This is a genomic window from Pseudomonas sp. G11-1 (assembly GCF_024031555.1).
GTDB lineage: Bacteria > Pseudomonadota > Gammaproteobacteria > Pseudomonadales > Pseudomonadaceae > Halopseudomonas > Halopseudomonas bauzanensis.
Map to the genome: position 1 here is coordinate 287,179 of NZ_QEYQ01000003.1, position 19,846 is coordinate 307,024.

Annotated in this window: 18 protein-coding genes; 11 read left to right on the forward strand and 7 right to left on the reverse strand. The window is 60.4% G+C overall.

Annotation, left to right across the window (positions count from 1 at the left end; translation table 11 throughout):
• Positions 1 to 36 precede the first annotated feature (36 nt).
• Positions 37 to 420, forward strand: coding sequence for a DUF6746 family protein (locus DHB74_RS11610; protein WP_074778982.1), 384 nt, complete (start codon positions 37 to 39; stop codon positions 418 to 420).
• A 67-nt stretch (positions 421 to 487) separates the two neighbouring features.
• On the opposite strand, the gene DHB74_RS11615 is transcribed toward DHB74_RS11610, so the two are convergent.
• Positions 488 to 2,077: an ABC-F family ATPase gene (locus tag DHB74_RS11615; protein ID WP_036991667.1), complete on the reverse strand. Its 1,590-nt coding sequence runs from the start codon at positions 2,075 to 2,077 to the stop codon at positions 488 to 490.
• 226 nt (positions 2,078 to 2,303) lie between these two features.
• Between DHB74_RS11615 and mqo the strand changes: the two genes are divergently transcribed.
• The gene (gene mqo, locus DHB74_RS11620) at positions 2,304 to 3,983 is read left to right on the forward strand and encodes a malate dehydrogenase (quinone) (RefSeq protein ID WP_136868587.1); all 1,680 of its coding nucleotides are present in this window, start codon (positions 2,304 to 2,306) and stop codon (positions 3,981 to 3,983) included.
• 114 nt (positions 3,984 to 4,097) lie between these two features.
• On the opposite strand, the gene DHB74_RS11625 is transcribed toward mqo, so the two are convergent.
• Positions 4,098 to 5,024: a LysR family transcriptional regulator gene (locus DHB74_RS11625; RefSeq protein WP_036991670.1), complete on the reverse strand. Its 927-nt coding sequence runs from the start codon at positions 5,022 to 5,024 to the stop codon at positions 4,098 to 4,100.
• Between the two features lie 144 nt (positions 5,025 to 5,168).
• Here DHB74_RS11625 and ttdA point away from each other — a divergent pair, with 144 nt between their 5' ends.
• The 4 genes from ttdA (at position 5,169) to DHB74_RS11645 (ending at position 9,273) form a co-directional block, all read left to right on the forward strand.
• The gene (ttdA, locus tag DHB74_RS11630; protein ID WP_074778976.1) at positions 5,169 to 6,068 is read left to right on the forward strand and encodes a L(+)-tartrate dehydratase subunit alpha; all 900 of its coding nucleotides are present in this window, start codon (positions 5,169 to 5,171) and stop codon (positions 6,066 to 6,068) included.
• A complete protein-coding gene (gene ttdB / locus DHB74_RS11635) occupies positions 6,065 to 6,673 on the forward strand; it encodes a L(+)-tartrate dehydratase subunit beta (protein WP_036991672.1) in 609 nt (202 codons plus the stop codon). Before ttdA ends, ttdB begins: the two co-directional genes overlap by 4 nt.
• 157 nt (positions 6,674 to 6,830) lie before the next feature.
• Positions 6,831 to 7,697 (forward strand): isocitrate lyase/PEP mutase family protein, encoded by an 867-nt coding sequence (locus DHB74_RS11640; protein ID WP_499161519.1) that lies wholly within the window; start codon positions 6,831 to 6,833, stop codon positions 7,695 to 7,697.
• A 307-nt stretch (positions 7,698 to 8,004) separates the two neighbouring features.
• On the forward strand, positions 8,005 to 9,273 hold the full coding sequence (locus tag DHB74_RS11645) for an SLC13 family permease (protein WP_136868590.1): 1,269 nt from the start codon (positions 8,005 to 8,007) through the stop codon (positions 9,271 to 9,273).
• Between the two features lie 67 nt (positions 9,274 to 9,340).
• Here the strand turns inward: DHB74_RS11645 and DHB74_RS11650 are convergent, their stop codons facing one another.
• Complete coding sequence (locus DHB74_RS11650) at positions 9,341 to 10,240, reverse strand: LysR family transcriptional regulator (RefSeq protein ID WP_499161520.1); 900 nt, start codon at positions 10,238 to 10,240, stop codon at positions 9,341 to 9,343.
• Positions 10,241 to 10,345: 105 nt separating this feature from the next.
• Between DHB74_RS11650 and DHB74_RS11655 the strand changes: the two genes are divergently transcribed.
• Positions 10,346 to 11,158 (forward strand): DODA-type extradiol aromatic ring-opening family dioxygenase, encoded by an 813-nt coding sequence (locus tag DHB74_RS11655; RefSeq protein ID WP_499161522.1) that lies wholly within the window; start codon positions 10,346 to 10,348, stop codon positions 11,156 to 11,158.
• A 195-nt stretch (positions 11,159 to 11,353) separates the two neighbouring features.
• The gene (locus DHB74_RS11660; protein WP_499161524.1) at positions 11,354 to 11,875 is read left to right on the forward strand and encodes a cytochrome b; all 522 of its coding nucleotides are present in this window, start codon (positions 11,354 to 11,356) and stop codon (positions 11,873 to 11,875) included.
• 51 nt (positions 11,876 to 11,926) lie between these two features.
• On the opposite strand, the gene paeA is transcribed toward DHB74_RS11660, so the two are convergent.
• The gene (paeA, locus tag DHB74_RS11665; protein ID WP_499161526.1) at positions 11,927 to 13,255 is read right to left on the reverse strand and encodes a polyamine export protein PaeA; all 1,329 of its coding nucleotides are present in this window, start codon (positions 13,253 to 13,255) and stop codon (positions 11,927 to 11,929) included.
• Between the two features lie 188 nt (positions 13,256 to 13,443).
• On the opposite strand from paeA, the gene DHB74_RS11670 reads away from it, so the two are divergent.
• The 3 genes from DHB74_RS11670 to DHB74_RS11680 all read left to right on the forward strand — a co-directional run bounded on the left by DHB74_RS11670 (position 13,444) and on the right by DHB74_RS11680 (position 15,504).
• Positions 13,444 to 14,370 (forward strand): DUF808 domain-containing protein, encoded by a 927-nt coding sequence (locus DHB74_RS11670; protein ID WP_499161528.1) that lies wholly within the window; start codon positions 13,444 to 13,446, stop codon positions 14,368 to 14,370.
• Between the two features lie 88 nt (positions 14,371 to 14,458).
• Positions 14,459 to 14,980 carry a superoxide dismutase family protein gene (gene sodC / locus DHB74_RS11675; RefSeq protein WP_074778968.1) on the forward strand — a complete coding sequence of 174 codons (522 nt, stop codon included), beginning with the start codon at positions 14,459 to 14,461 and terminating at the stop codon, positions 14,978 to 14,980.
• A 29-nt stretch (positions 14,981 to 15,009) separates the two neighbouring features.
• Positions 15,010 to 15,504 carry a GFA family protein gene (locus tag DHB74_RS11680; protein WP_499161530.1) on the forward strand — a complete coding sequence of 165 codons (495 nt, stop codon included), beginning with the start codon at positions 15,010 to 15,012 and terminating at the stop codon, positions 15,502 to 15,504.
• A 26-nt stretch (positions 15,505 to 15,530) separates the two neighbouring features.
• Here the strand turns inward: DHB74_RS11680 and DHB74_RS11685 are convergent, their stop codons facing one another.
• From DHB74_RS11685 to DHB74_RS11695, 3 genes are all read right to left on the reverse strand, one after another.
• Positions 15,531 to 17,570 carry a nitric oxide reductase activation protein NorD gene (locus DHB74_RS11685; RefSeq protein ID WP_499161532.1) on the reverse strand — a complete coding sequence of 680 codons (2,040 nt, stop codon included), beginning with the start codon at positions 17,568 to 17,570 and terminating at the stop codon, positions 15,531 to 15,533.
• An 11-nt stretch (positions 17,571 to 17,581) separates the two neighbouring features.
• A complete protein-coding gene (locus DHB74_RS11690) occupies positions 17,582 to 18,397 on the reverse strand; it encodes a CbbQ/NirQ/NorQ/GpvN family protein (protein ID WP_499161533.1) in 816 nt (271 codons plus the stop codon).
• Positions 18,398 to 18,458: 61 nt separating this feature from the next.
• On the reverse strand, positions 18,459 to 19,829 hold the full coding sequence (locus tag DHB74_RS11695) for a cbb3-type cytochrome c oxidase subunit I (protein ID WP_499161535.1): 1,371 nt from the start codon (positions 19,827 to 19,829) through the stop codon (positions 18,459 to 18,461).
• Positions 19,830 to 19,846 lie beyond the last annotated feature (17 nt).

The following is a 19,846-nucleotide window of genomic DNA, read 5'->3' on the forward strand; positions in this document are numbered from 1 at the left end:
AACCGCCCATGTCGGGCCTTTCCAGGAGGATCAATCATGCAGACTTCATTTCGCCTATTCGCCGGGATCATCGCCCTCAGCCTGAGCGCGGCCGGCTGGGCCGGCGATTCGGCAACGCGTACCGCCCATGCCAAGGGTGAGCCCGCGGAAACCCTGCAGCAGGCGGTCACCAACATGCGCGAGTACAACGCGAAACTGGAAGCCTTGTTGGCGAAGGATGAGCTGACAGCGATGGAGATGCATGAAGTACACATGCTGACCTACACCCTGGAAAATGCCCTGCAGAAAATCCAGGCGGACCTGGTGGAAACCGCCGAGGTGCTGGAAGAGGTGCATATCGCCTCGGAAACCGGCAAGCCCGAGGTCGTAAAGGAAAAGGGACAGGTTTATCTGCAGGCAACCGGTACGCTGGTACCGTAAGCAGAGCCTTTTAACCCGTTGGCCGGGATGGACCCGGCCGGTCAGGGGCGGTGCCTGAGCTGTTGGCTCAGACCAGCACGCCCTGGCTGCGCAGATAATCGTCGTAGCTGCCGGAGAAGTCCTTGATGCCGGATTCCGACAGCTCGATGATACGGGTGGCCAGCGAGCTGACGAATTCGCGGTCATGGCTGACGAAGATCAGCGTGCCGGGGAAGTTTTCCAGCGCCAGGTTCAGCGCCTCGATGGATTCCATGTCCAGGTGGTTGGTCGGCTCGTCCATGATCATCACGTTGGCCTTCTGCAGGATCAGCTTGCCGAACAGCATGCGGCCCTGTTCACCACCGGAAATCACCTTCACCGATTTCAGGATGTCGTCATTGGAAAACAGCATGCGCCCGAGCGTGCCGCGCACCAGCTGTTCGCCGCCCTGGGTCCACTGGGCCATCCAGTCGAACAGGGTGTAATCGTCGCGGAAGTCTTCCATGTGGTCCTGGGCGAAATAGCCCACATCGGCACTCTCGGCCCACTTCACTGCCCCTGCCTGGGGCGCCATTTCACCGACCAGGGTGCGCAGCAGCGTAGTCTTGCCGATCCCGTTGGGCCCAATGATGGCGACCCGCTCACCGGCTTCGATCTGCAGGCTGAGGTTCTTGAACAGCGTCTCGCCATCAAAACCCTGGCTGACCTGTTCCAGGGTCACTGCCTGGCGATGCAGTTTCTTGTGTTGGTCGAAGCGGATGAACGGGCTGACCCGGCTCGACGGCTTGACCTCATCCAGCTGGATCTTGTCGATCTGCTTGGCGCGGCTGGTGGCCTGCTTGGCCTTGGAGGCGTTGGCCGAGAAACGGCTGACAAAGGTCTGCAGCTCGGCGATCTGCGCCTTCTTCTTGGCATTGTCCGACAGCAGGCGCTCGCGCGCCTGGGTGGCGGCGGTCATGTACTCATCGTAGTTGCCGGGGAACAGGCGCAGCTCGCCGTAATCCAGGTCCGCCATGTGCGTGCACACACTGTTGAGGAAGTGGCGGTCGTGGGAAATGATGATCATGGTGCTGCTGCGCGCCGTGAGAATGTCTTCCAGCCAGCGAATGGTGTTGATATCCAGGTGGTTGGTCGGCTCGTCCAGCAGCAGCACGTCGGGATCGGAAAACAGCGCCTGGGCCAGCAACACGCGCAGCTTCCAGCCGGGGGCGACTTCGCTCATCGGGCCGAAGTGCTGCTCCAGCGGAATACCCAGACCCAGCAGCAGCTCACCGGCGCGGGACTCGGCGGTATAGCCGTCCAGCTCGGCGAACTCGGTCTCCAGCTCGGCGACGGCCATGCCATCCGCTTCGCTCATTTCCGGCAGGGAATAGATGCGGTCGCGCTCGGCCTTCACTTTCCACAGCTGGGCATGACCCATGATCACCGTATCGATCACACTGTCGTTCTCATAGGCGAACTGGTCCTGACGCAGTTTGCCCAGACGCACATTCTGCTCCAGCATCACCTGACCGCCGGAGGGCTCCAGATCACCGCCAAGGATCTTCATGAAGGTCGACTTGCCGCAACCATTGGCGCCGATCAGGCCGTAGCGGTTGCCATTGCCGAACTTGACGGAAACGTTTTCGAACAGCGGCTTGGCGCCGAACTGCATGGTGATGTTGGCGGTGGAGATCAAAGGTCAGTCCTGCAGAAAGAGAATGGGCGTCGCGGTAAAGCGGCGGCGCATTGTACTGGCTATGGTGAGTGAGTAACAGCGGTGGGCGGGGGGCACGGATGGATGGTGCGATGTCATTCTGCACCAGGCTCTACTGGAAAGTGACCATGGCTCCTCTGTGCAAGCCTATAATGAACGGAAATATCTTCCCATAAATGACCAGGTCGACAGAGAGCGTCCGGAGAACATGAAAAAACTTATCAAAACCTTGCTTGCTATCAGTGTGTCACTGGCCGTGATACTTGCCCTCTTTCTCTATTGGCCGCTGTACCAGCGTGCTGCACCCCCGGCGGAGAACGAAGAGCCGGTGGATGTGGTGCTGATCGGTGGTGGGATCATGAGTGTGACTCTGGCGACCTATCTGCAGGAATTGGCGCCGGACTGGAACGTGCACCTGTTCGAACGCATGGACGCCGTGGCGCTGGAAAGCTCCAACGGCTGGAACAACGCCGGCACCGGTCACGCTGGTTTTGCCGAACTGAACTACACTCCCGAGCGGGAAGATGGCAGCATTGAAACCAGCCGGGCGGTTAACACAGCCGAGCAGTTCGAAATCTCACGCCAGTTCTGGGCCCACCAGGTCGAGCAGGGACGCCTGTCCACGCCTTCCGACTTCATCAATCCGACTCCGCACATGAGTTTCGTCTGGGGTGATGACAACATCGAGTTCTTGCGCAAGCGCCATGCGGCGATGATCAAGAATCCGTTGTTCTACGGCATGGAGTATTCCGAAGACCCCGAGCAGATCAGCCAATGGGCACCGCTGGTGATGGAAGGTCGCGATCCTGCTCAGAAAGTAGCAGCGACCTACATGCCGTTGGGTACCGACGTCAATTTCGGGGTGATCACCAGCCAGCTGACCGAGTCGCTGCAGCGCAACCCCAATTTCCAGCTGGAATTGAATCATGAAGTGCGCGGTCTGGATCAGAATGATGACAAGACCTGGAACGTCACCATGCATGACTTCAAGACAGACACGGAGCGCACCATCAAATCGCGCTTCGTCTTTATCGGCGCCGGTGGAGCGGCATTGAAACTGTTGCAATTGTCCGGTATTCCCGAGTCGCGCAACTATGGAGGCTTTCCGGTGGGTGGCCAGTTCCTGGCCTTTGAGTCACCCGAAATCAGCGCCCGTCATGAGGTGAAAGCCTACGGCAAGGCCGAAGCCGGTTCGCCGCCGATGTCGGTACCGCACCTGGACGCGCGTAAGCTGGATGGCAAACCGGTGGTGCTATTCGGGCCATTCGCGTTGCAGAGCACCAAGTTTCTCAAGGACGGTTCCTGGTTCGACCTGTTTTCGTCGGTCAACCACAACAACTTCGCTGGCATGCTGAGTGTCGGCAGGCAGAATCTGGATCTGGTCAAATACCTGGTGCAGCAAGCCAGCCTGAGCGATGCAGATCGTCATGCCGAACTGCTCAAGTACTTCCCCGAGGCCAACCCCGAGGACTGGAAGCTGGTTACCGCCGGGCAGCGTGTGCAGATAATCAAGCTTGACTCCCAGAAGGGCGCGACCCTGCAGTTCGGCACCGAGGTGGTCAGTGACGCCGATGGCACCATCGCCGCCCTGCTAGGCGCATCGCCAGGCGCATCCACCTCGCCGCCGATCATCCTGAACGTGCTGGCCAAGGTCTTCCCGGAACAGATGGCCGCTGGCTGGAAAGACCGCCTGAACGCCATCATTCCCTCCTACGGGCGCACTCTCAACGACAGCCCGGCGCTGACCAATGAGATCCGCCGTCACACCAGCCAGGCTCTGCAATTGCCTCACGTGGATGTGCCAGAGCAATCTGGGAACGTCCAGGCCCCTCCGATGGAGACCACTGCGGCGGAAGAGGGCGACAATAGAGAGTTTCAGGCGCTGTAACATCAATAGATTGACTGTCTCCGGAATCAGGTTGGACCAATCGGTGTAACCTGATTCCGGAGAGCCTGACATTCGGAATAGCTGCTGGGAATTCTTCTGCTCTGACAGAAGGTACTACCGCCACGCCGCCAGGCTGTCATGCGGACGGTCGATATTGTCGCGGAAGAAATCGCGTAGATGCTGGATGAAGAACGATACCTTGGCCGACAGGTTGAGGCGTTCCAGATAGACGGCGTAGATGTCCGCCGGTGGCGTTTCGTAATCCCCCAATACCTCTACCAACTGCCCGGTGCGCAGATAACTGGCCACATTCCACTCAGCCCGCATGAGGATGCCGTGGCCATCCAGTGCCCAGTTCAAGGCCACTTCGCCGTCATTGGTGCTGAGACTGCCGTGCACCTTTATCGACTCGGTCTGCTTGCCTTTGCTCAGCCGCCATATACCGAAAGCCGAATCGTTCTGGCGCAGCACGATGCAATTGTGCCGGGACAGGTCATCAGGCGTGTCGGGATGACCAAAGGCTTCCAGGTAAACCGGCGCCGCGCACAAACGGCGGCGATTCACTGCGATCTTGCGGGCAATCAATCGGGAATCCGGCAACTCGCCGAAGCGGACCGCCACATCGATGGCGTTATCCGGCAGGTTGATCGGCCGGTCGGTCAGATGCAGTTGCACCTCGACTTCGGGGTAGCGTTTCACGAACGAGGAGATCGCCGGACTGATATGGGTGCGCCCGAAACCCAACGGCGCATTTACCCGCAATAGCCCCTTGGGTTCCGCTCGGCTGCTGGATACCTGGCGCTCCATTTCCTCGATTTCACCCAACAGGCGCTGGGCATTGGTCAGATAGAGCTCGCCCTCGGCAGTCAGACTGATGCTGCGCGTGGTGCGATTGAGCAGGCGCACGCCGAGCCGCTGCTCCAACCTTGCCAGTCGTTTGGACACCGCCGGTGGCGTCAGGTTGAGCTCGCGCGCAGTAGCCGCAAGGCTGCCCAGTTTATTCAGCTGGATGAAGAACGCCAGTTCCGACACCTGGTTCATAGATAACCTGCAGGAAACAATGAAGTGATTTTCATTGTATTACAAACCTTCTTGGAAAACCTTACCGTACTCCCACGCCCATTCCTACAACAATGTGCGGCATCGGTATGCCGCAGACTAACCCGCCTTGTGAGGAGAACGACAATGGATAACCAGGTAGCTGTCCAGTCTCTTACCGATGTTTTAGGCAAGTTCACAGCCTATATCGGTAAGAGGCTGCCAACCGACGTCAAGGAAAAGACCGCCAAGTTGCGCGCTGCAGAAACCAACTCGCTGGCTATCGAAATCTTCGATTCGATGGCCGAGAACCAGGAGGCCGCAGACCGGTTGGATCGCCCGAGCTGTCAGGATACCGGGGTCATCCAGTACTTCATTTCGGCCGGCTCCCGGTTTCCGCTGCTTGGTGAACTCGAAGGTATTCTGGAGAACGCCACGCTGGATGCCACCCGCCTGGGGCCGTTGCGCCACAACGCTGTGGAAACCTTCGATGAGAAGAATACGGGCACCAATACCGGCTCGAAGATTCCATGGCTGGATTGGGAAATCATCCCGGATGCCGATTACGCCGTGATCGACGTCTACATGGCCGGTGGCGGTTGCACTCTGCCGGGGTCGGCCAAGGTGCTGATGCCTGGACAGGGCTATGAAGGGGTGACCGAGTTCGTCTTCGATGTGATTACCTCGCGGGGGGTCAATGCCTGCCCGCCGCTGCTGGTGGGGGTGGGTGTTTCCACCTCGGTGGAGACTGCCGCACGGTTGTCCAAACGGGCGATTCTGCGTCCGGTGGACTCCGAACATCCCAACGCGAATGCGGCACTGATGGAAAAGCTGCTCGAGGAAGGGCTGAACGAGATTGGTATCGGCCCGCAGGGCCTGACGGGTAACACCAGCGTGATGGGGGTGAATATCGAATCTTCCGCACGGCACCCGTCGACTATCGGCGTAGCCGTTTCAACCGGCTGCTGGGCGCATCGTCGCGGCAAGATCCGCATCAATGCCGACCTGTCCTATGACATCCTCTCGCATGAAGGAGTAGTACTGTGATCAAGACCCTTTCCACTCCGATCAAGGATGAAGACCTCGAGAGCCTGAACGTCGGTGACATCGTTTACCTGACGGGACAATTGGTGACCTGTCGCGATGTAGCCCACCGTCGCCTGATCGAACTCAAGCAGCAGTTGCCGGTTGACCTGCAAGGTGGGGCGATCTTCCATGCTGGGCCAATCGTCCGCAAGAAAGATGACGGCAGTTTCGAGATGGTTTCCATTGGCCCGACCACTAGTATGCGCATGGAAAAGTTCGAGAAGGAATTCATCGAGCAAACCGGCGTCAAGCTAATCATCGGCAAGGGCGGCATGGGTCCGGAAACCACCGCCGGTTGTCTGGAGAACAAGGCCGTGCACGCGGTATTCCCCGGCGGTTGCGCGGTACTGGCGGCCACCAAGGTGGAAGAAATCGAGCGCGCCGAATGGCAGGATCTCGGCATGCCGGAAACCCTGTGGGTGAATCGGGTCCGCGAATTCGGCCCGCTTATCATCTCCATCGATACCAAGGGCAATAACCTGTTCGAGCAGAACAAGGCGCGTTTCAATGAGCGCAAAGGCTCGATCATCGAGAAGATCAACAGCCAGGTGCGTTTCATCAAGTGATCCCTTCATCCGCCACGGCGGCACATGCTTGTCCGTCGTGGTATGGTTGTCAGCTTTTCCACTATCCTTAGCAGTAACTGCACCGTACCGGACCCTCTTCTGGTGACGGTGCATGTAGTGCTTTGTCACTTTGGTACAGATCACAGAGATGAAGACCATGCAGAAAGTCTGCCATCACGAGATGCGCAACGCCTTCCGCGCTTTGCTTGCCCGCCCCGCCTGTTTCCAGACCGCGTCGGTATTCGACCCGCTGTCGGCCCGTATCGCGGCTGATCTCGGTTTTGAGGTCGGTATTCTCGGCGGCTCGGTCGCATCCCTGCAGGTGCTGGCGGCGCCGGATATCGCGCTGATCACACTCAGCGAGTTTGCCGAACAGGCCACCCGTATCGGCCGGGTGGCTCGGCTGCCGGTGATTGCCGACGCCGATCATGGCTACGGCAACGCCCTCAATGCCATGCGCACGGTAACCGAGCTGGAGCGTGCCGGGGTCGCCGCACTGACGTTGGAGGATACGTTGCTGCCGGCGCAGTTCGGGCGTAAGTCGTACGATCTGATCAGCGTCGCGGAGGGTGTCGGTAAACTTGTGGCTGCTCGGGAAGCACGGAATGATGCTGCGCTGGCAATCATTGCGCGCACCCACGCCGGTGTGCAGTCGCTCACGGATGTCATACAGCGTACCCGCGCTTATCAGGACGCCGGCGCCGACGGTATCTGTCTGGTCGGGGTGGAGGACTTCGCCCATCTGGAAGCCATCGCCGAAGGGTTGCGGGTGCCGCTGATGCTGGTGACCTACGGCAATCCGCAGTTGCGCGACGACGAGCGCCTGGCCGCGTTGGGTGTGCGTATTGTGGTAAATGGGCACGGCGCCTACTTCGCCGCGATCAAGGCAACCTACGACAGCCTGCGCGAGCAACGCGGTATCGCCCCCGGCAATGGTCTCACTGCCTCGGAACTGGCGACCCGCTACACCAGCCCCGAGGAATACCTCGCCTGGGCAGAGCAATATATGAACGTAAAAGAGTAATCAGGCCGCGGTTTTCGTACGGTCTCCTCCTCCAAATCAGTTGCCACAGGCTGGGCCACCATCCAGCTGTGGCAGGCTGGTTCTGTTGTATCGATAGTGATATCCCTTCGCCGCCGCTCCGCCTTGCCAAGCCCTTTGGCATCATTTTTTCGCGCCCCTGTTATTAACTTCATTTCACTAAAGATGTGATTTTAAGGCGATCAATCTGGTTCATTTCACTGTATATACTCGGCCGGTCGTAGCCTGATTGCGGCCTTGCCCATAACAAAAATACATGGAGCCTCCTCTCGATTGAGGAGGGAAATGAATGACTCACATCGAGATAACCCTGCTGCTCCTGCTGTTCGCAACCGTCATGTTCATCTGGGAGCGAATTCCTCTCGCGTTGACCGCCATCATTGTCTGCCTGGCGTTGGTAGTGACCGGTATCCTCGACCCTAAAACCGCATTCAACGGGTTCATCAATACCAACGTCATCCTGTTCGTAGGGATGTTCGTCGTGGGGGCTGCCTTGTTCGAAACGGGGATGGCAAACCGTATCGGTGGGCTGGTGACGCGCTTCGCCAAGACCGAGCGGCAACTGATCGTGGCGATCATGGTAATCGTCGGGGTGCTGTCCGGTTTGCTGTCCAATACCGGCACCGCTGCGATACTGATTCCGGTGGTAATCGGCATCGCAGCTAAATCCGGTTTCTCTCGCTCACGGTTGTTGATGCCGCTGGTACTGGCCGCAGCAATGGGCGGCAATCTGTCGCTGATCGGTGCGCCAGGCAACCTGATTGCCCAAAGCGCATTACAGAATGCCGGTCTTGAGTTCAGCTTTTTCGAATACGCCAAGGTGGGACTTCCATTGCTGGTTGGCGGGATTATCTATTTCGCTTTCTTCGGCTATCGGTTGCTGCCCGCAGGTAATTCATCTGCGATCAGCGGGTTCGATCAGGAGCATGATTTCAGTGCTGTGCCGAAGTGGAAGCAGATCATGTCGCTGGTGGTCATGGTTGCCACTATCCTTGGCATGGTCTTCGAGAAGGCGATAGGCATTCCCCTGCACATTACCGCCTGTATCGGCGCGGCATTTCTGGTGCTGGTAGGGGTGTTGACCGAAAAGCAGGCGTATCACTCCATCGATACCCAGACCATTTTCATCTTCGGCGGCACGCTGGCGCTGGCCAGCGCTCTTGATCAGACGGGAGCCGGTGCGGCGGTGGCGACCTTCATCATGGATATGCTCGGCACCGAGCCTTCACCGGCCATACTGCTGATAGTGATTTTCTTCATTTCCTGCACACTCACCAATTTCATGTCCAACACGGCGACTACCGCGCTGCTGGTCCCCATCGGCATGTCCATTGCCGCCAATCTGGGTGCCGACCCCCGGGCCGTACTGATGGCGATTGTGATCGGTGGTTCCTGCGCCTATGCCACGCCGATCGGCATGCCGGCGAATCTCATGGTGTTGTCGGCTGGCGGCTACAAATTCGCTGATTATATGAAGTGTGGTTTGCCGTTGATTTTTGTCGCCGGCGCCATTGCCATTCCGCTGTTGCTGCTGTTCTTCCCGTTCTTTCCGGCTTGAATCCAGCGGGGCGCCCCAACCGGTGGCTGCTGGAGAACCATGCTCAAGGAAGAGCGGGGCATGCCCATCAGGGAGGCATGCTGGCAAACGCCTCGGCCAGATAATCGATCATCACCCGCACCTTGGCGGGTGGTCGGCGATCCGGTGGGTAGAGTACGTGGATCCCACCGAGCTCCATCACCGGCTTGTCCAGTTCCAGCACCACCAGCTCACACCGGGCCAGCGCTTCGCCAACGATGAAATGCGGCTGATAGATAATCCCCTGGCCGGCTACGGCGGCGGCCAGTAGTGCATCACCGTTGTTGGCCAGAAGATTACCGCTGATCGGCACCCGCAGTTCGCCATGGGCGCCGAATGACCATTGCTTGCTGTCCTGCATGGCTGACAGGGTGTAGCTCAGGCAATTATGCTGAGCCAGCTCGCCGACGGTGCGGGGCACGCCGCGGCGATCCAGGTATTCCGGGGCGGCGCAGACCTGCATGCGGCTATCGCCCAGTTGGCGGCTTTGCAGCGGACTGTCGGCCAACCGCCCGATACGGATCGCCAGGTCCCAGTTACCGGCGATCAGATCCAGCTGGGCATCACTCAATCCCAACTCGACCCTGACCTCGGGGTGCCGACGGCTGAACTCCGGAATCAGCGGCGCCACAAAGCGACTGCCAAATGACAGGGGCACGTTCATGCGCAACAGGCCGGTGGCCTTGATCCGCTGCGAGGCGGCAGCCGCCTCGGCTTCATCGATCTCCGGCAGGATGCGCTGGCAGGCTTCCAGATAATTGCTGCCGGCCTCGGTCAAGCTCAGGCGCCTTGTCGTGCGATGGAACAGCTTCACTCCCAGCCGTGCTTCCAGCGCATTGACGTGCTTGCTGGCCATGGCCGGTGACATGCCGAGATGCCGGGCAGCGGCGGACAGGCTACCGGCACTGGCGGCACGGACGAAAACGCGCATGCTGGTAATACGATCCATCTTTCATTTCCTACTGTCAGTATCAAGTGTTAATGAATATTAGGCGGTTCTCTTACCTAAACGCATCAGCGAAACTATAGCCATACGAAATTGGAGGGTATTTTCATGAGCGCCAAGCATGCTCGTCAGCCGGTGTTGTTCATCCCCCACGGTGGTGGCCCCTGTTTCTTCATGGAATGGGACCCAGCCGACACCTGGGTGGGCATGGGCAATTTCCTCAAACAGGTTGCCAGATCCTTGCCGCAGCGGCCCTCGGCGATCGTCATGGTGTCTGCCCACTGGCGCGAACCGCAGTTCAGCGTTACCGGCCACGCCCGCCCGGAGCTGATCTACGATTACTACGGTTTTCCGGCGCACACCTACGAGTTGAGCTACCCGGCGCCAGGCCAGCCGCAGTTGGCCGAGCAGGTAGCCCAGTTGCTCAATGCGAAGGGGATACCGGCGCAGGTGGATGCCGAGCGCGGGTTTGACCATGGCATGTTCATTCCGCTGAAGCTCATGTTTCCGGGGGCGGATATTCCGGTGATCCAATTGTCCCTGCGCAGTGACCTGGACCCACAGGCACACCTGCAGGCGGGCCGGTCGCTGGCCGCACTGCGGGATGACAATATCCTGATCGTCGGCAGCGGCATGAGTTTCCATAACATGCGCGCCTATGGTGACAGCCGCTTTTCCGCGGTTTCCGACGAATTTGACATTTGGCTGACCCAGGCGGTGGAAGGTCCGGCGGCAGAGCGTGAGCAACTGTTGGAAAATTGGGCCAAGGCTCCCCATGCCTATCTGTGTCATCCCCAAGGCGCCGAGGAACATCTGATTCCCTTGATGGTCGCAGCTGGCGCTGGTGGTGAAGGCCCGGGGCAAAAAATATATTCCGAGCGGGTCATGCAGACCACCATTTCAGCATTCCGCTTCGGTTGATAGTTCGCGCTTGAACCGATTCGGCATTGCGGGTGGAAAGCGGTACCGTAGAGCCTTAGCGATGCTATCGACTGCACACATTCAGACACAAAAGCCGGAGCGCTTGATGATCTGCTTGTGCAAGCATTGGTGCCACAAATCGAATGGCAACAACCGTGATTGAAAAACTGATGGATTGTGAGATAGGAGCAGGACATGAAAGGTGATACCCAAGAACGCTATGGCAGCATTTCCCGGTTCTTTCACTGGGGGATGGGCTTGCTGATCATTTGGCAGCTACTGAAGTTCTTTGACCGCATCAGTGAGGGTGAACACTGGGTCGGCCAGACCCTGGTGCCATGGCATATCTCCATTGGCTCCTTGTTGCTGGTGCTGGTGGTGCTGCGCCTCATCTGGGCCGGCAAACAGAAGAACAACCGCCCGGTACAAGACCCGGCTACCGCGCTGCTGGTCAAGGTCGGTCATGGATTGCTGTACGCCGGCATGCTGCTGATGCCGATTACCGGGCTGCTCTACATGATCGGCAACGGCTATGGCTGGGCTCCTTTCGGCATCCAACTGATCGCCAGAGGTGACGAGATTCCCTGGATGGCCAGTATCGGCAGCCTGCACTCGCCCATCGCCTGGTTGCTGCTGATCATGATCGTCGGCCACGTCGGCATCGCCCTGCTGCACCACTTCGTCAAGAAGGATGGCGTGCTGCGGCGTATGATCTGATCCAGCGCTCTGCTATTGGCGTCCGCTCTTCAGCGGGCGCCAAGCAGCTTCTCAGTGATGACCTGCGGAGGTTTTATCTGCTTCGTTTGAACTGGATGAGGTGCGGGTTGCCAGGACCTGGTCAATGCGATAACTGTCCACATCCACCACCTCGAACGTATAGTCGCCCCAGATTACCCGGTCGGTGCGGCGTGGCACCCGACGTAGCATGGTCATCATGAAGCCGGCCAGCGTCTCGTAGCCTTCTTCCTGGGGAATGTCTTCGATTTCCAGCGCCCGGCGCACGTCCTGGATGGGCGTCACGCCATCGATCAGCCAGGAGTTATCATCCCGGCGCACGATCTGTTCCTCATACCACGGCGGCACCAGGTCGCCCATCACGATGCTCATCACATCGTTCACCGTGATCAGCCCGACCACCAGGCTGTACTCGTTGACGATCAGCGCAAAATCCTCGCCGACCAGGCGAAACTGCTTGAGCAGCTCGGCTAGAGTCAACCGGTCCGGCACCACCAGCGGCTTGTGCAACAGCGCCGGATCGGTGAGGGAGATAGGCTCGTTGTGCAGCACGCGCTTGAACAGATCCTTCATCGACACATAGCCGATGATGTGATCGATATCGCCATCGCAGACCGGATAGCAGGAATGGGGCGTGTCGGCGATCCGCGAGCGGATCAGGGCATCGGAATCATCGATCAGGAAGTAGACAATCTCGTCACGATTGCTCATGGCGCTGGGCAGGGTGCGGGTATCCAGCTCGAAGATGTTCTCGATCGCCTGTTGTTCACCGGGCGCCAGTAACCCCGAGCGCGCACCGGCCTCGGTCAGCGCGAGGATATCCTCGGGCGTGACCTCATCATCGCGGCGGGCAGGCAGGCGCAGCAGTCTGATCAGGCCGTTGACCAGGCGCGAGTAGAACCATACCAAGGGCCGCAATAGCGTGTTCAGTGCGCGCATCGGACCGATGGAAAATATGGCCAGGGGCTCCGGCAATGCCATGGCTACTTGTTTGGGGATCAGATCGGTGACGACGATGAACAGCGAGGTCAGTACCAGGAACGATAAAGCGAACCCCAGCGTCGTTGCCAGCGGTGGCTCCAGCACCAGCAGCAACAGCTGGGTGAAGGCGGCCGTCAGAAACTCTTCACCGACGATACCGCCGAGAATCGCCAGCGCATTGATGGAAATCTGGACCACCGTCAGGTAATTGCCCGGATTCTGCTGTACCGCGATGACTTTCAGCGCCCCGGCATTGCCATTGTCGGCCATTCGCCGCAGCTTGAGTGGCCGCGCGGCGGCAAGAGAAATCTCGGCGATGGCGAGAAAGGCGCCGCCGACGATGATCAGGGCGAGTAACAGCAGGCTTTGGTTAACGCTCATGGGACATTCTGGCAATAGGGATAACGCTGGGAGAGTAGCATGTTGCGGGGCGGCAGGCTTGTGCGCTGCTGCGGATTGACCGGCTGGCCGTCACCGTTGGGGGGTGGCTGATTGCCGATTTAGGAACAATACTCAAGCCAAACCCCGCCCCGGCAGCGGCGCTGCCGATCCTGATGAGGATGTTGCCCTTGGCTTCCAGTCTGCTCGCATTGTTTGATGACATTGCCACCCTGCTCGATGATGTGTCGGTCATGAGCAAGCTGGCGGCACGGAAAACCGCAGGGGTGCTGGGGGATGATCTGGCGCTCAATGCGCAGCAGGTGACCGGCGTCAGGGCGGATCGGGAATTGCCGGTGGTCTGGGCGGTGATGCGAGGCTCTTTTCGCAATAAATTCATCCTGGTACCGGGTGCGTTGTTGATCAGCGCCTTCATTCCCTGGCTGATCACGCCCTTGCTGATGTTGGGCGGTGCTTTCCTCTGTTATGAGGGGTTTGAAAAGCTGGCGCACCGGTTCTTCCATGACGACACTGAACGGCGCGCCCAGAAGCTCGAAGCATTGGCTGACCCCAACCGGGATATGGTCGCCTTTGAAAAGACCAGGATCAGGGGCGCCGTGCGCACCGACTTCATCCTCTCCGCCGAGATCATCGCCATCACCCTGGGTACGGTCGCGACAGCGACGTTCCTCACCCAGGTGCTGGTACTCAGTACCATTGCACTGGCCGTCACCGTGGGCGTCTACGGCCTGGTGGCCGGCATCGTCAAACTGGATGACGTGGGGCTGGCGCTGACCGAGCGCGGTAGCACGGCATTGCAGAAAGTCGGCCACGGTCTGTTGTGGCTGGCGCCCTGGCTAATGAAAACCCTGTCGGTTGTGGGGACCGCGGCGATGTTCATGGTCGGCGGCGGCATTCTCACCCACGGCTTTCACGCCCTGGGTCACTGGATCGAAAATACCGCCGAGCATACGGTGGATCTGCCCTGGATCGGCTCGGTGCTCGGCGGTGTGTTGCCGACGCTGATGTCGGCGGGGGTAGGCATTCTGGCCGGGGCGGTGATTTTTGGTGTGATCATGCTGGGCGGCAAGCTATTCGATCGGCGAGAGGCGCACTGAGCGGCGATGCCATCTCTCAGGACGCAAAACCCTGAACGACCGCCCGGCGGCTTTGTCCCATGCTTAGAATCATCCCAAGGAGACGAGCATGAAATCGCAGAAATGGCTGATAATCGCCGCCGCATTGACCATTGGTACCGCTCACGCGGCGTCGCAGGAAGTGACCATCAACAAGGTCAGCGCCGACGGCAAGCAGGAATCCATCGGCACCATCGAGATCAGCGAGACGGATCACGGTCTGCTATTTACTCCCAAACTGACATCCCTTGAACCCGGTGTGCACGGTTTCCATGTGCATGAGAACGGCAGCTGCGAAGCGGCGGAGAAAGACGGCCAGCCGACCGCAGCGCAGGCGGCGGGCGGTCATTACGATCCGCAGGATACCGGCAAACACCTTGGCCCCTATGCCGACGGTCATCTGGGCGACCTGCCGGCGCTCTATGTGAACAGCGACGGTACGGCGGACTATCCGGTGCTGGCGCCGCGCATCAAGAAGCTCGAGGAAATCGAGGGCCGCGCGCTGATGATCCACGCAGGTGGCGACAACCATGCCGATACCCCCGAGCCGCTGGGTGGCGGCGGAGCGCGCTCTGCCTGCGGGGTGATCTGATAGGGGTATGAACGAGGGGAGAAATCGCCATGCAGCTTGAAGGTTCCTGCCATTGTGGCGCGGTACGCTTCAGTCTGGACAGCGCCCAGCCTTATCCTTATCAGCGCTGCTATTGCTCGATCTGTCGCAAGACCCAGGGCGGTGGCGGCTACGCCATCAATCTGGGCGGCGACGCCCGTAGCCTGCAGGTCAGCGGGCGCGAATCGATTTCGGTGTACCACGCGCGGATCGAACAGCCCGACGGCAGTATCCAGACCAGCAGCGGCGAGCGGCACTTCTGCCGTGGATGCGGCAGCGGGCTCTGGTTGTACGACCCGCAGTGGCCGGAGCTGATCCACCCGTTCGCCTCGGCTATCGACACCGAATTGCCGGTGCCGCCGGAGCATACGCACATCTTGCTGGGCTCCAGGGCCGGTTGGGTCGAGCTGCAGCTGGCGCCCGCGGATCAGCAGTTTGATGGTTATCCACAGGAGTCACTGGCGGAGTGGCATGAGCGGCTGGGGTTGGCGGGAGATAAGCAGTAAAGCTCCCACAAAAGCCCGCTCCCGGCTCAGTGCACCACCAGCCGCTTCATCCAATCCAGCAATACCGTCGGCAACAGCTCCGGGCGTGGCAGCAGCGCATAATGCTGCGCGCCGAAAATGCGCGGCAGATAGGCCGGGGCCTGGCGGTCGATGGTCAGGCAGAACGCCGAGATACCCTGCAATGTGGCTTCGGTGACGGCCTGGCGCATGTCCTCCACGCCATATTGGCCTTCATAGATATCCTTGTCGTTGGGCTTGCCGTCGGACAGCACCAGCAGCAGCCGGTGGTTGGCCGGCTGCTGCAACAGATCACGGCTGGCGTGACGGATGGCGGTGCCGGCGCGGGTGTAGTGTTCCGGCTCCAGTGAGCTGATGCGCAGTGCGACCTCGTTGCTGAAATTCTCATCAAAGCCTTTGATTCGCCGGATGATGACCGCATCGGGCCCCTCCCCGGAAAACGCCTGGATCGACCAGGGCTCGCCCATGCCGTCCAGCGCCATGCTGACCAATAGCAGGGCTTCGCGCTCCACGTCGATAATGCGCCGATTGGTCGAGACCCAGCTGTCGGTCGAGCCGCTGATATCGATCAACAAGGTGATGGCCAGGTTGCGTTCGGCGGTGCGGCGAGTCTGGTACAGGGCATCGGAGAGGCTGCCGCCGGCGCGGAAGTCGGCGTAGCTGTCGATATAGGCCTGCAGATCGATGTCGTCGCCATCCAGCTGTTTGCGCCGGGTGACACGCTGGGCGCTGAGCATTTCGAAACGGCGGCGAATATGATGGAGCAGGCTGCGGTGGGCATCCAGGGTGTCATCCACCCATTGCTGGGAGCCGGGCAGGTTGGGTAGCACATGCAGGGTCGCGCCGGGCTGGCGGTAGGCCTGGATGCGGTAGTCCCATTCCGGGTAGCGCAGACCCTGCTGCTCGCGGATGGCAGTCTTCAGTTGCATGGCGGTATTGGTATCCGGCGGGTCATCGGAAATCAGCACTTCCTTCGACCGACCCGGGGTCGACACCAGCCGGGCTTCGGACAGCTCGGACAGCATGTCGCCATAGTCATCGGCGCTGATGTCCTCATCCTTGTCCACCGGTCGATTGAGCCCGAACGGGTCTTCGGCATGCTGATGCGGCTCGTCGGCCTGCACCATGAAGATGCCGGGATCGCTGTCATCATCTTCGTCTTCCCTGGCCTCGCGCACCTCGGGACGACGCAGCAGGCGTGAACTGCGGGTTGGCTCCGCGGTGGGCTGAGGCTCGGTGGGCGTGTCGCCAAGGGCCAGCTCGTTACGCTCGCTGGATGCGGGCTGGCGCAACTCGCCGGTCCACCAGTTCTTCAGCAGCGGCGCGTTACCGCCGGCGCGGTCTTCCGGCGACAGGCCGATACTGGCCAGCAGTTCAGGCGCCAGGCGGACCGACTCTGCTGGCGACCGGCTGAGCGGTATGGCTGGGCAGGGCACGCCGCAGGGCGTTTCCAACAGCTGGCGCAGGAGTGCTTCCAATGGCTGGCGTGGCCGCGAGAAGGTAGTCAACGGCGGTCGCGCCTGCAGAGCGTGCTGGCGCAACCGGGTAACTGCGGCGGTCATGCCGGGCAGGTGCGCAATCAGCTCTGCGTCGGCGGCCCAGGCTTCCAGTAACAGGTAGGCATCGGCTAGCAACGCCGGCCATGCTGGGTCCAGCAAGGCGGTACTGCCGCGTTGCGCGCGCATGGCCTGTTGCAACGCCATGGCCCGATAGCATTCGTTGCCCTGGGCGATATTCTCAATACCGGAATCGGCGGGCAGCCATAACCGTTGGCCGTCAGTGGCGGGTATCGGTTGCCGCAACCAGGGAGCCTGGTGGCGACGGTACAGCCGCGATAACAGCGTTGGCCGTGCCGGCAACTGGGCAATGCGGATCGGCAGGCTACGGCCGGTCAACGCGGTAATCAGCAGGTCGAGACGCGGGGCGATGTCCACCAGCAGTGCCGTGGGCGGAGCATCGGGCGGCGGGCGATAACGCAGCCACAATCGGCGTGCATAGATGGTCGCGTGGCGCGCCGCGTCGCTGACCAGCTCCTCTGCTTCAGCCACTAAAAACCACCCTAGACAAAGGTGGCATCAACCAGATCGCGCAGCGCTGCAACCATCGAAGGCTCGTCGGACAGCGGCGAGACGATGGCGGCCTGACAGGCTTCGCGCAGGTCGATGCCGGAGACCGCCAGCGCCCCGGCGGCTATCAACAATCGGGTGCTGGGTACTTCGGCCAGGCCCCGATCACGCAGTTGGCGGATGCGCTCGGCCAGGGCCACCAGGCCGCGGGCGGTGGCTTCGTTCACGCCGCTTTCGTGCTGGACGATACGCGCTTCCTGCTCGGGCGGCGGAAAATCCAGGTCCATGGCGACGAAACGCTGGCGGGTGCTGGGTTTCAGATCCTTGAGCATGCGCTGGTAGCCGGGGTTATAGGACACCACCAGCTGGAAGCCGGGCGCTGCCTGCAGGGTTTCGCCGGTCTTGTCGATCGGCAGGATGCGCCGGTGGTCGGTCAGGGCGTGCAGCACCACCACGGTGTCCTGCCGGGCTTCCACGACCTCATCCAGATAGCAGATGGCACCTTCGCGCACCGCCCGCGTCAGCGGTCCATCCTGCCAGACAGTACCGTTGTGCTGGATCAGGAAGCGGCCGATCAGATCGCTGGCCGCCAGGTCGTCGTGGCAGGGAATGGTGATCAGTGGCCGGCCCAGCTTCCAGGCCATGTGTTCGACGAAACGCGTCTTGCCGCAACCGGTCGGGCCCTTGAGCATCACCGCCAGGCCCCGGGCATGGCATTGTTCGAACAGCGCCACTTCGTTGCCGGTGGGGTGATACCAGGGCGCCTCGCGGACATTGACCTGGCCGCGTACGGCTTCATCAACTGCCATCAAACATCCTCTCCCACATTAACATTGCACGGCACTATGGAATCGCCCACTCCCGCGTTCATCAGACAACGCGCCCAACGGCAACCTCGTTATCCCTCACCTCCGGTTCGCTGACCTCGAAGCGCGGTCGGTAGCGGAAGAAGTCGAAGATGAACAACCCGACCCCGGTGGCGAAGATGCTGCCGCAGATGATCAGCATGACGAAGTGGATCTGGATCTTCAGCTGCGCATCCAGATAACCCATGCCCATGATCCGCTCCAGGTACACCTGGCCGATGCCGGCGGTGGCGAAGGAGATGGTCATGCCGAACATGCCGCCCAGCTGCAGCCAGAAGGACCAGTAGCCGATGCTGCTGCCCTTTTCCGGGCGGCCGTGGGTCAGCGATGGCAGGGCATAACTGATCATCGCCAGGGTGATCATCGCGTAGGCGCCGTAGAAGGCGGCATGGCCATGCATGGCGGTGATCAGGGTGCCGTGGGTCCACTTGTTGATGCTGGGCCAGGTATGGGCCAGCCCCAGCAGGCCCGCGCCGAACAGGGTGAAGATGGTGCTGCCCAGGGTCCAGTGCAGCGCCAGTACGTTGGGGTGCGATAGCCCCGCACGGCGCATGGCGCCATAGGCATACATCGCCATGCCGACGATCGCCAGCGGCTCCAGTGCGCTGAAGAAACCGCCGATCGGCAGCCAGTAATAGGGCACGCCCACCCAGTAATAGTGGTGCGCGGTGCCCAGGATCCCGGCCAGGAAGACCAGCCCGACGATCACATACAACCACTTCTCCATGACCTCGCGGTCGGCACCGGACAGGCGGATCAGCAGGTAGGCGAGGAACGCGCCCATGATCATCATCCATACACCCTCTACCCACAGGTGGATGGTCCACCAGCGATAGAAGATCGACACCGTGTAGTTTTCGTAGTGCAGCAGCGCCGGAACGAACAGCACGGCGGAGCTGACGATGCCGAGCAGCAGCACCCCCTCGGTGGTGGTGAAGCGCCCGGATTTCCTGATCGTCATGCCGATGTTGTAGATGAAGATCAGCATGCACACCACGATGACCAGCTTATGCGGCAGCGGCTGTTCCAGCAGCTTGTTGCCGGTGCCGTAGCGAAACAGGTAGCCGATGATCGCGGTCACGCCCATCAGCGTCCACAGGATCAATTGGATATAAGCCAGCTTGACGCTGTGCAACTCGGTGCGCGATTCATCGGGGATCAACCAGTAGGTCGCCCCCATGAATCCGGTCAGTACCCAGACGATCAGCAGGTTGGTGTGAATGACCTTGGTGACATCAAAGGGCAGGATATACAGCAGCGGATCGGGCCCCAGGTACTTGGTGGCCGACAGCAGACCGAACACCAGTTGCAGCCCGAACAGCACCATGGCGACGGCGAAGTACCAGTAGGCGACTGACTGTGACTTGTAGCGCATTGTTGTTCTCCGTCCGC

Coding starts and splice junctions, on each gene's coding strand:
- DHB74_RS11610 (WP_074778982.1), top strand. CDS start 37: ATGCAGACTTCATTTCGCCTATTCGCCGGGATCATCGCCCTCAGCCTG.
- mqo (WP_136868587.1), top strand. CDS start 2,304: ATGAAAAAACTTATCAAAACCTTGCTTGCTATCAGTGTGTCACTGGCC.
- DHB74_RS11625 (WP_036991670.1), bottom strand. CDS start 5,024: ATGAACCAGGTGTCGGAACTGGCGTTCTTCATCCAGCTGAATAAACTG.
- ttdA (WP_074778976.1), top strand. CDS start 5,169: ATGGATAACCAGGTAGCTGTCCAGTCTCTTACCGATGTTTTAGGCAAG.
- DHB74_RS11640 (WP_499161519.1), top strand. CDS start 6,831: ATGCAGAAAGTCTGCCATCACGAGATGCGCAACGCCTTCCGCGCTTTG.
- DHB74_RS11645 (WP_136868590.1), top strand. CDS start 8,005: ATGACTCACATCGAGATAACCCTGCTGCTCCTGCTGTTCGCAACCGTC.
- DHB74_RS11650 (WP_499161520.1), bottom strand. CDS start 10,240: ATGGATCGTATTACCAGCATGCGCGTTTTCGTCCGTGCCGCCAGTGCC.
- DHB74_RS11655 (WP_499161522.1), top strand. CDS start 10,346: ATGAGCGCCAAGCATGCTCGTCAGCCGGTGTTGTTCATCCCCCACGGT.
- DHB74_RS11660 (WP_499161524.1), top strand. CDS start 11,354: ATGAAAGGTGATACCCAAGAACGCTATGGCAGCATTTCCCGGTTCTTT.
- paeA (WP_499161526.1), bottom strand. CDS start 13,255: ATGAGCGTTAACCAAAGCCTGCTGTTACTCGCCCTGATCATCGTCGGC.
- sodC (WP_074778968.1), top strand. CDS start 14,459: ATGAAATCGCAGAAATGGCTGATAATCGCCGCCGCATTGACCATTGGT.
- DHB74_RS11680 (WP_499161530.1), top strand. CDS start 15,010: ATGCAGCTTGAAGGTTCCTGCCATTGTGGCGCGGTACGCTTCAGTCTG.
- DHB74_RS11690 (WP_499161533.1), bottom strand. CDS start 18,397: ATGGCAGTTGATGAAGCCGTACGCGGCCAGGTCAATGTCCGCGAGGCG.
- DHB74_RS11695 (WP_499161535.1), bottom strand. CDS start 19,829: ATGCGCTACAAGTCACAGTCAGTCGCCTACTGGTACTTCGCCGTCGCC.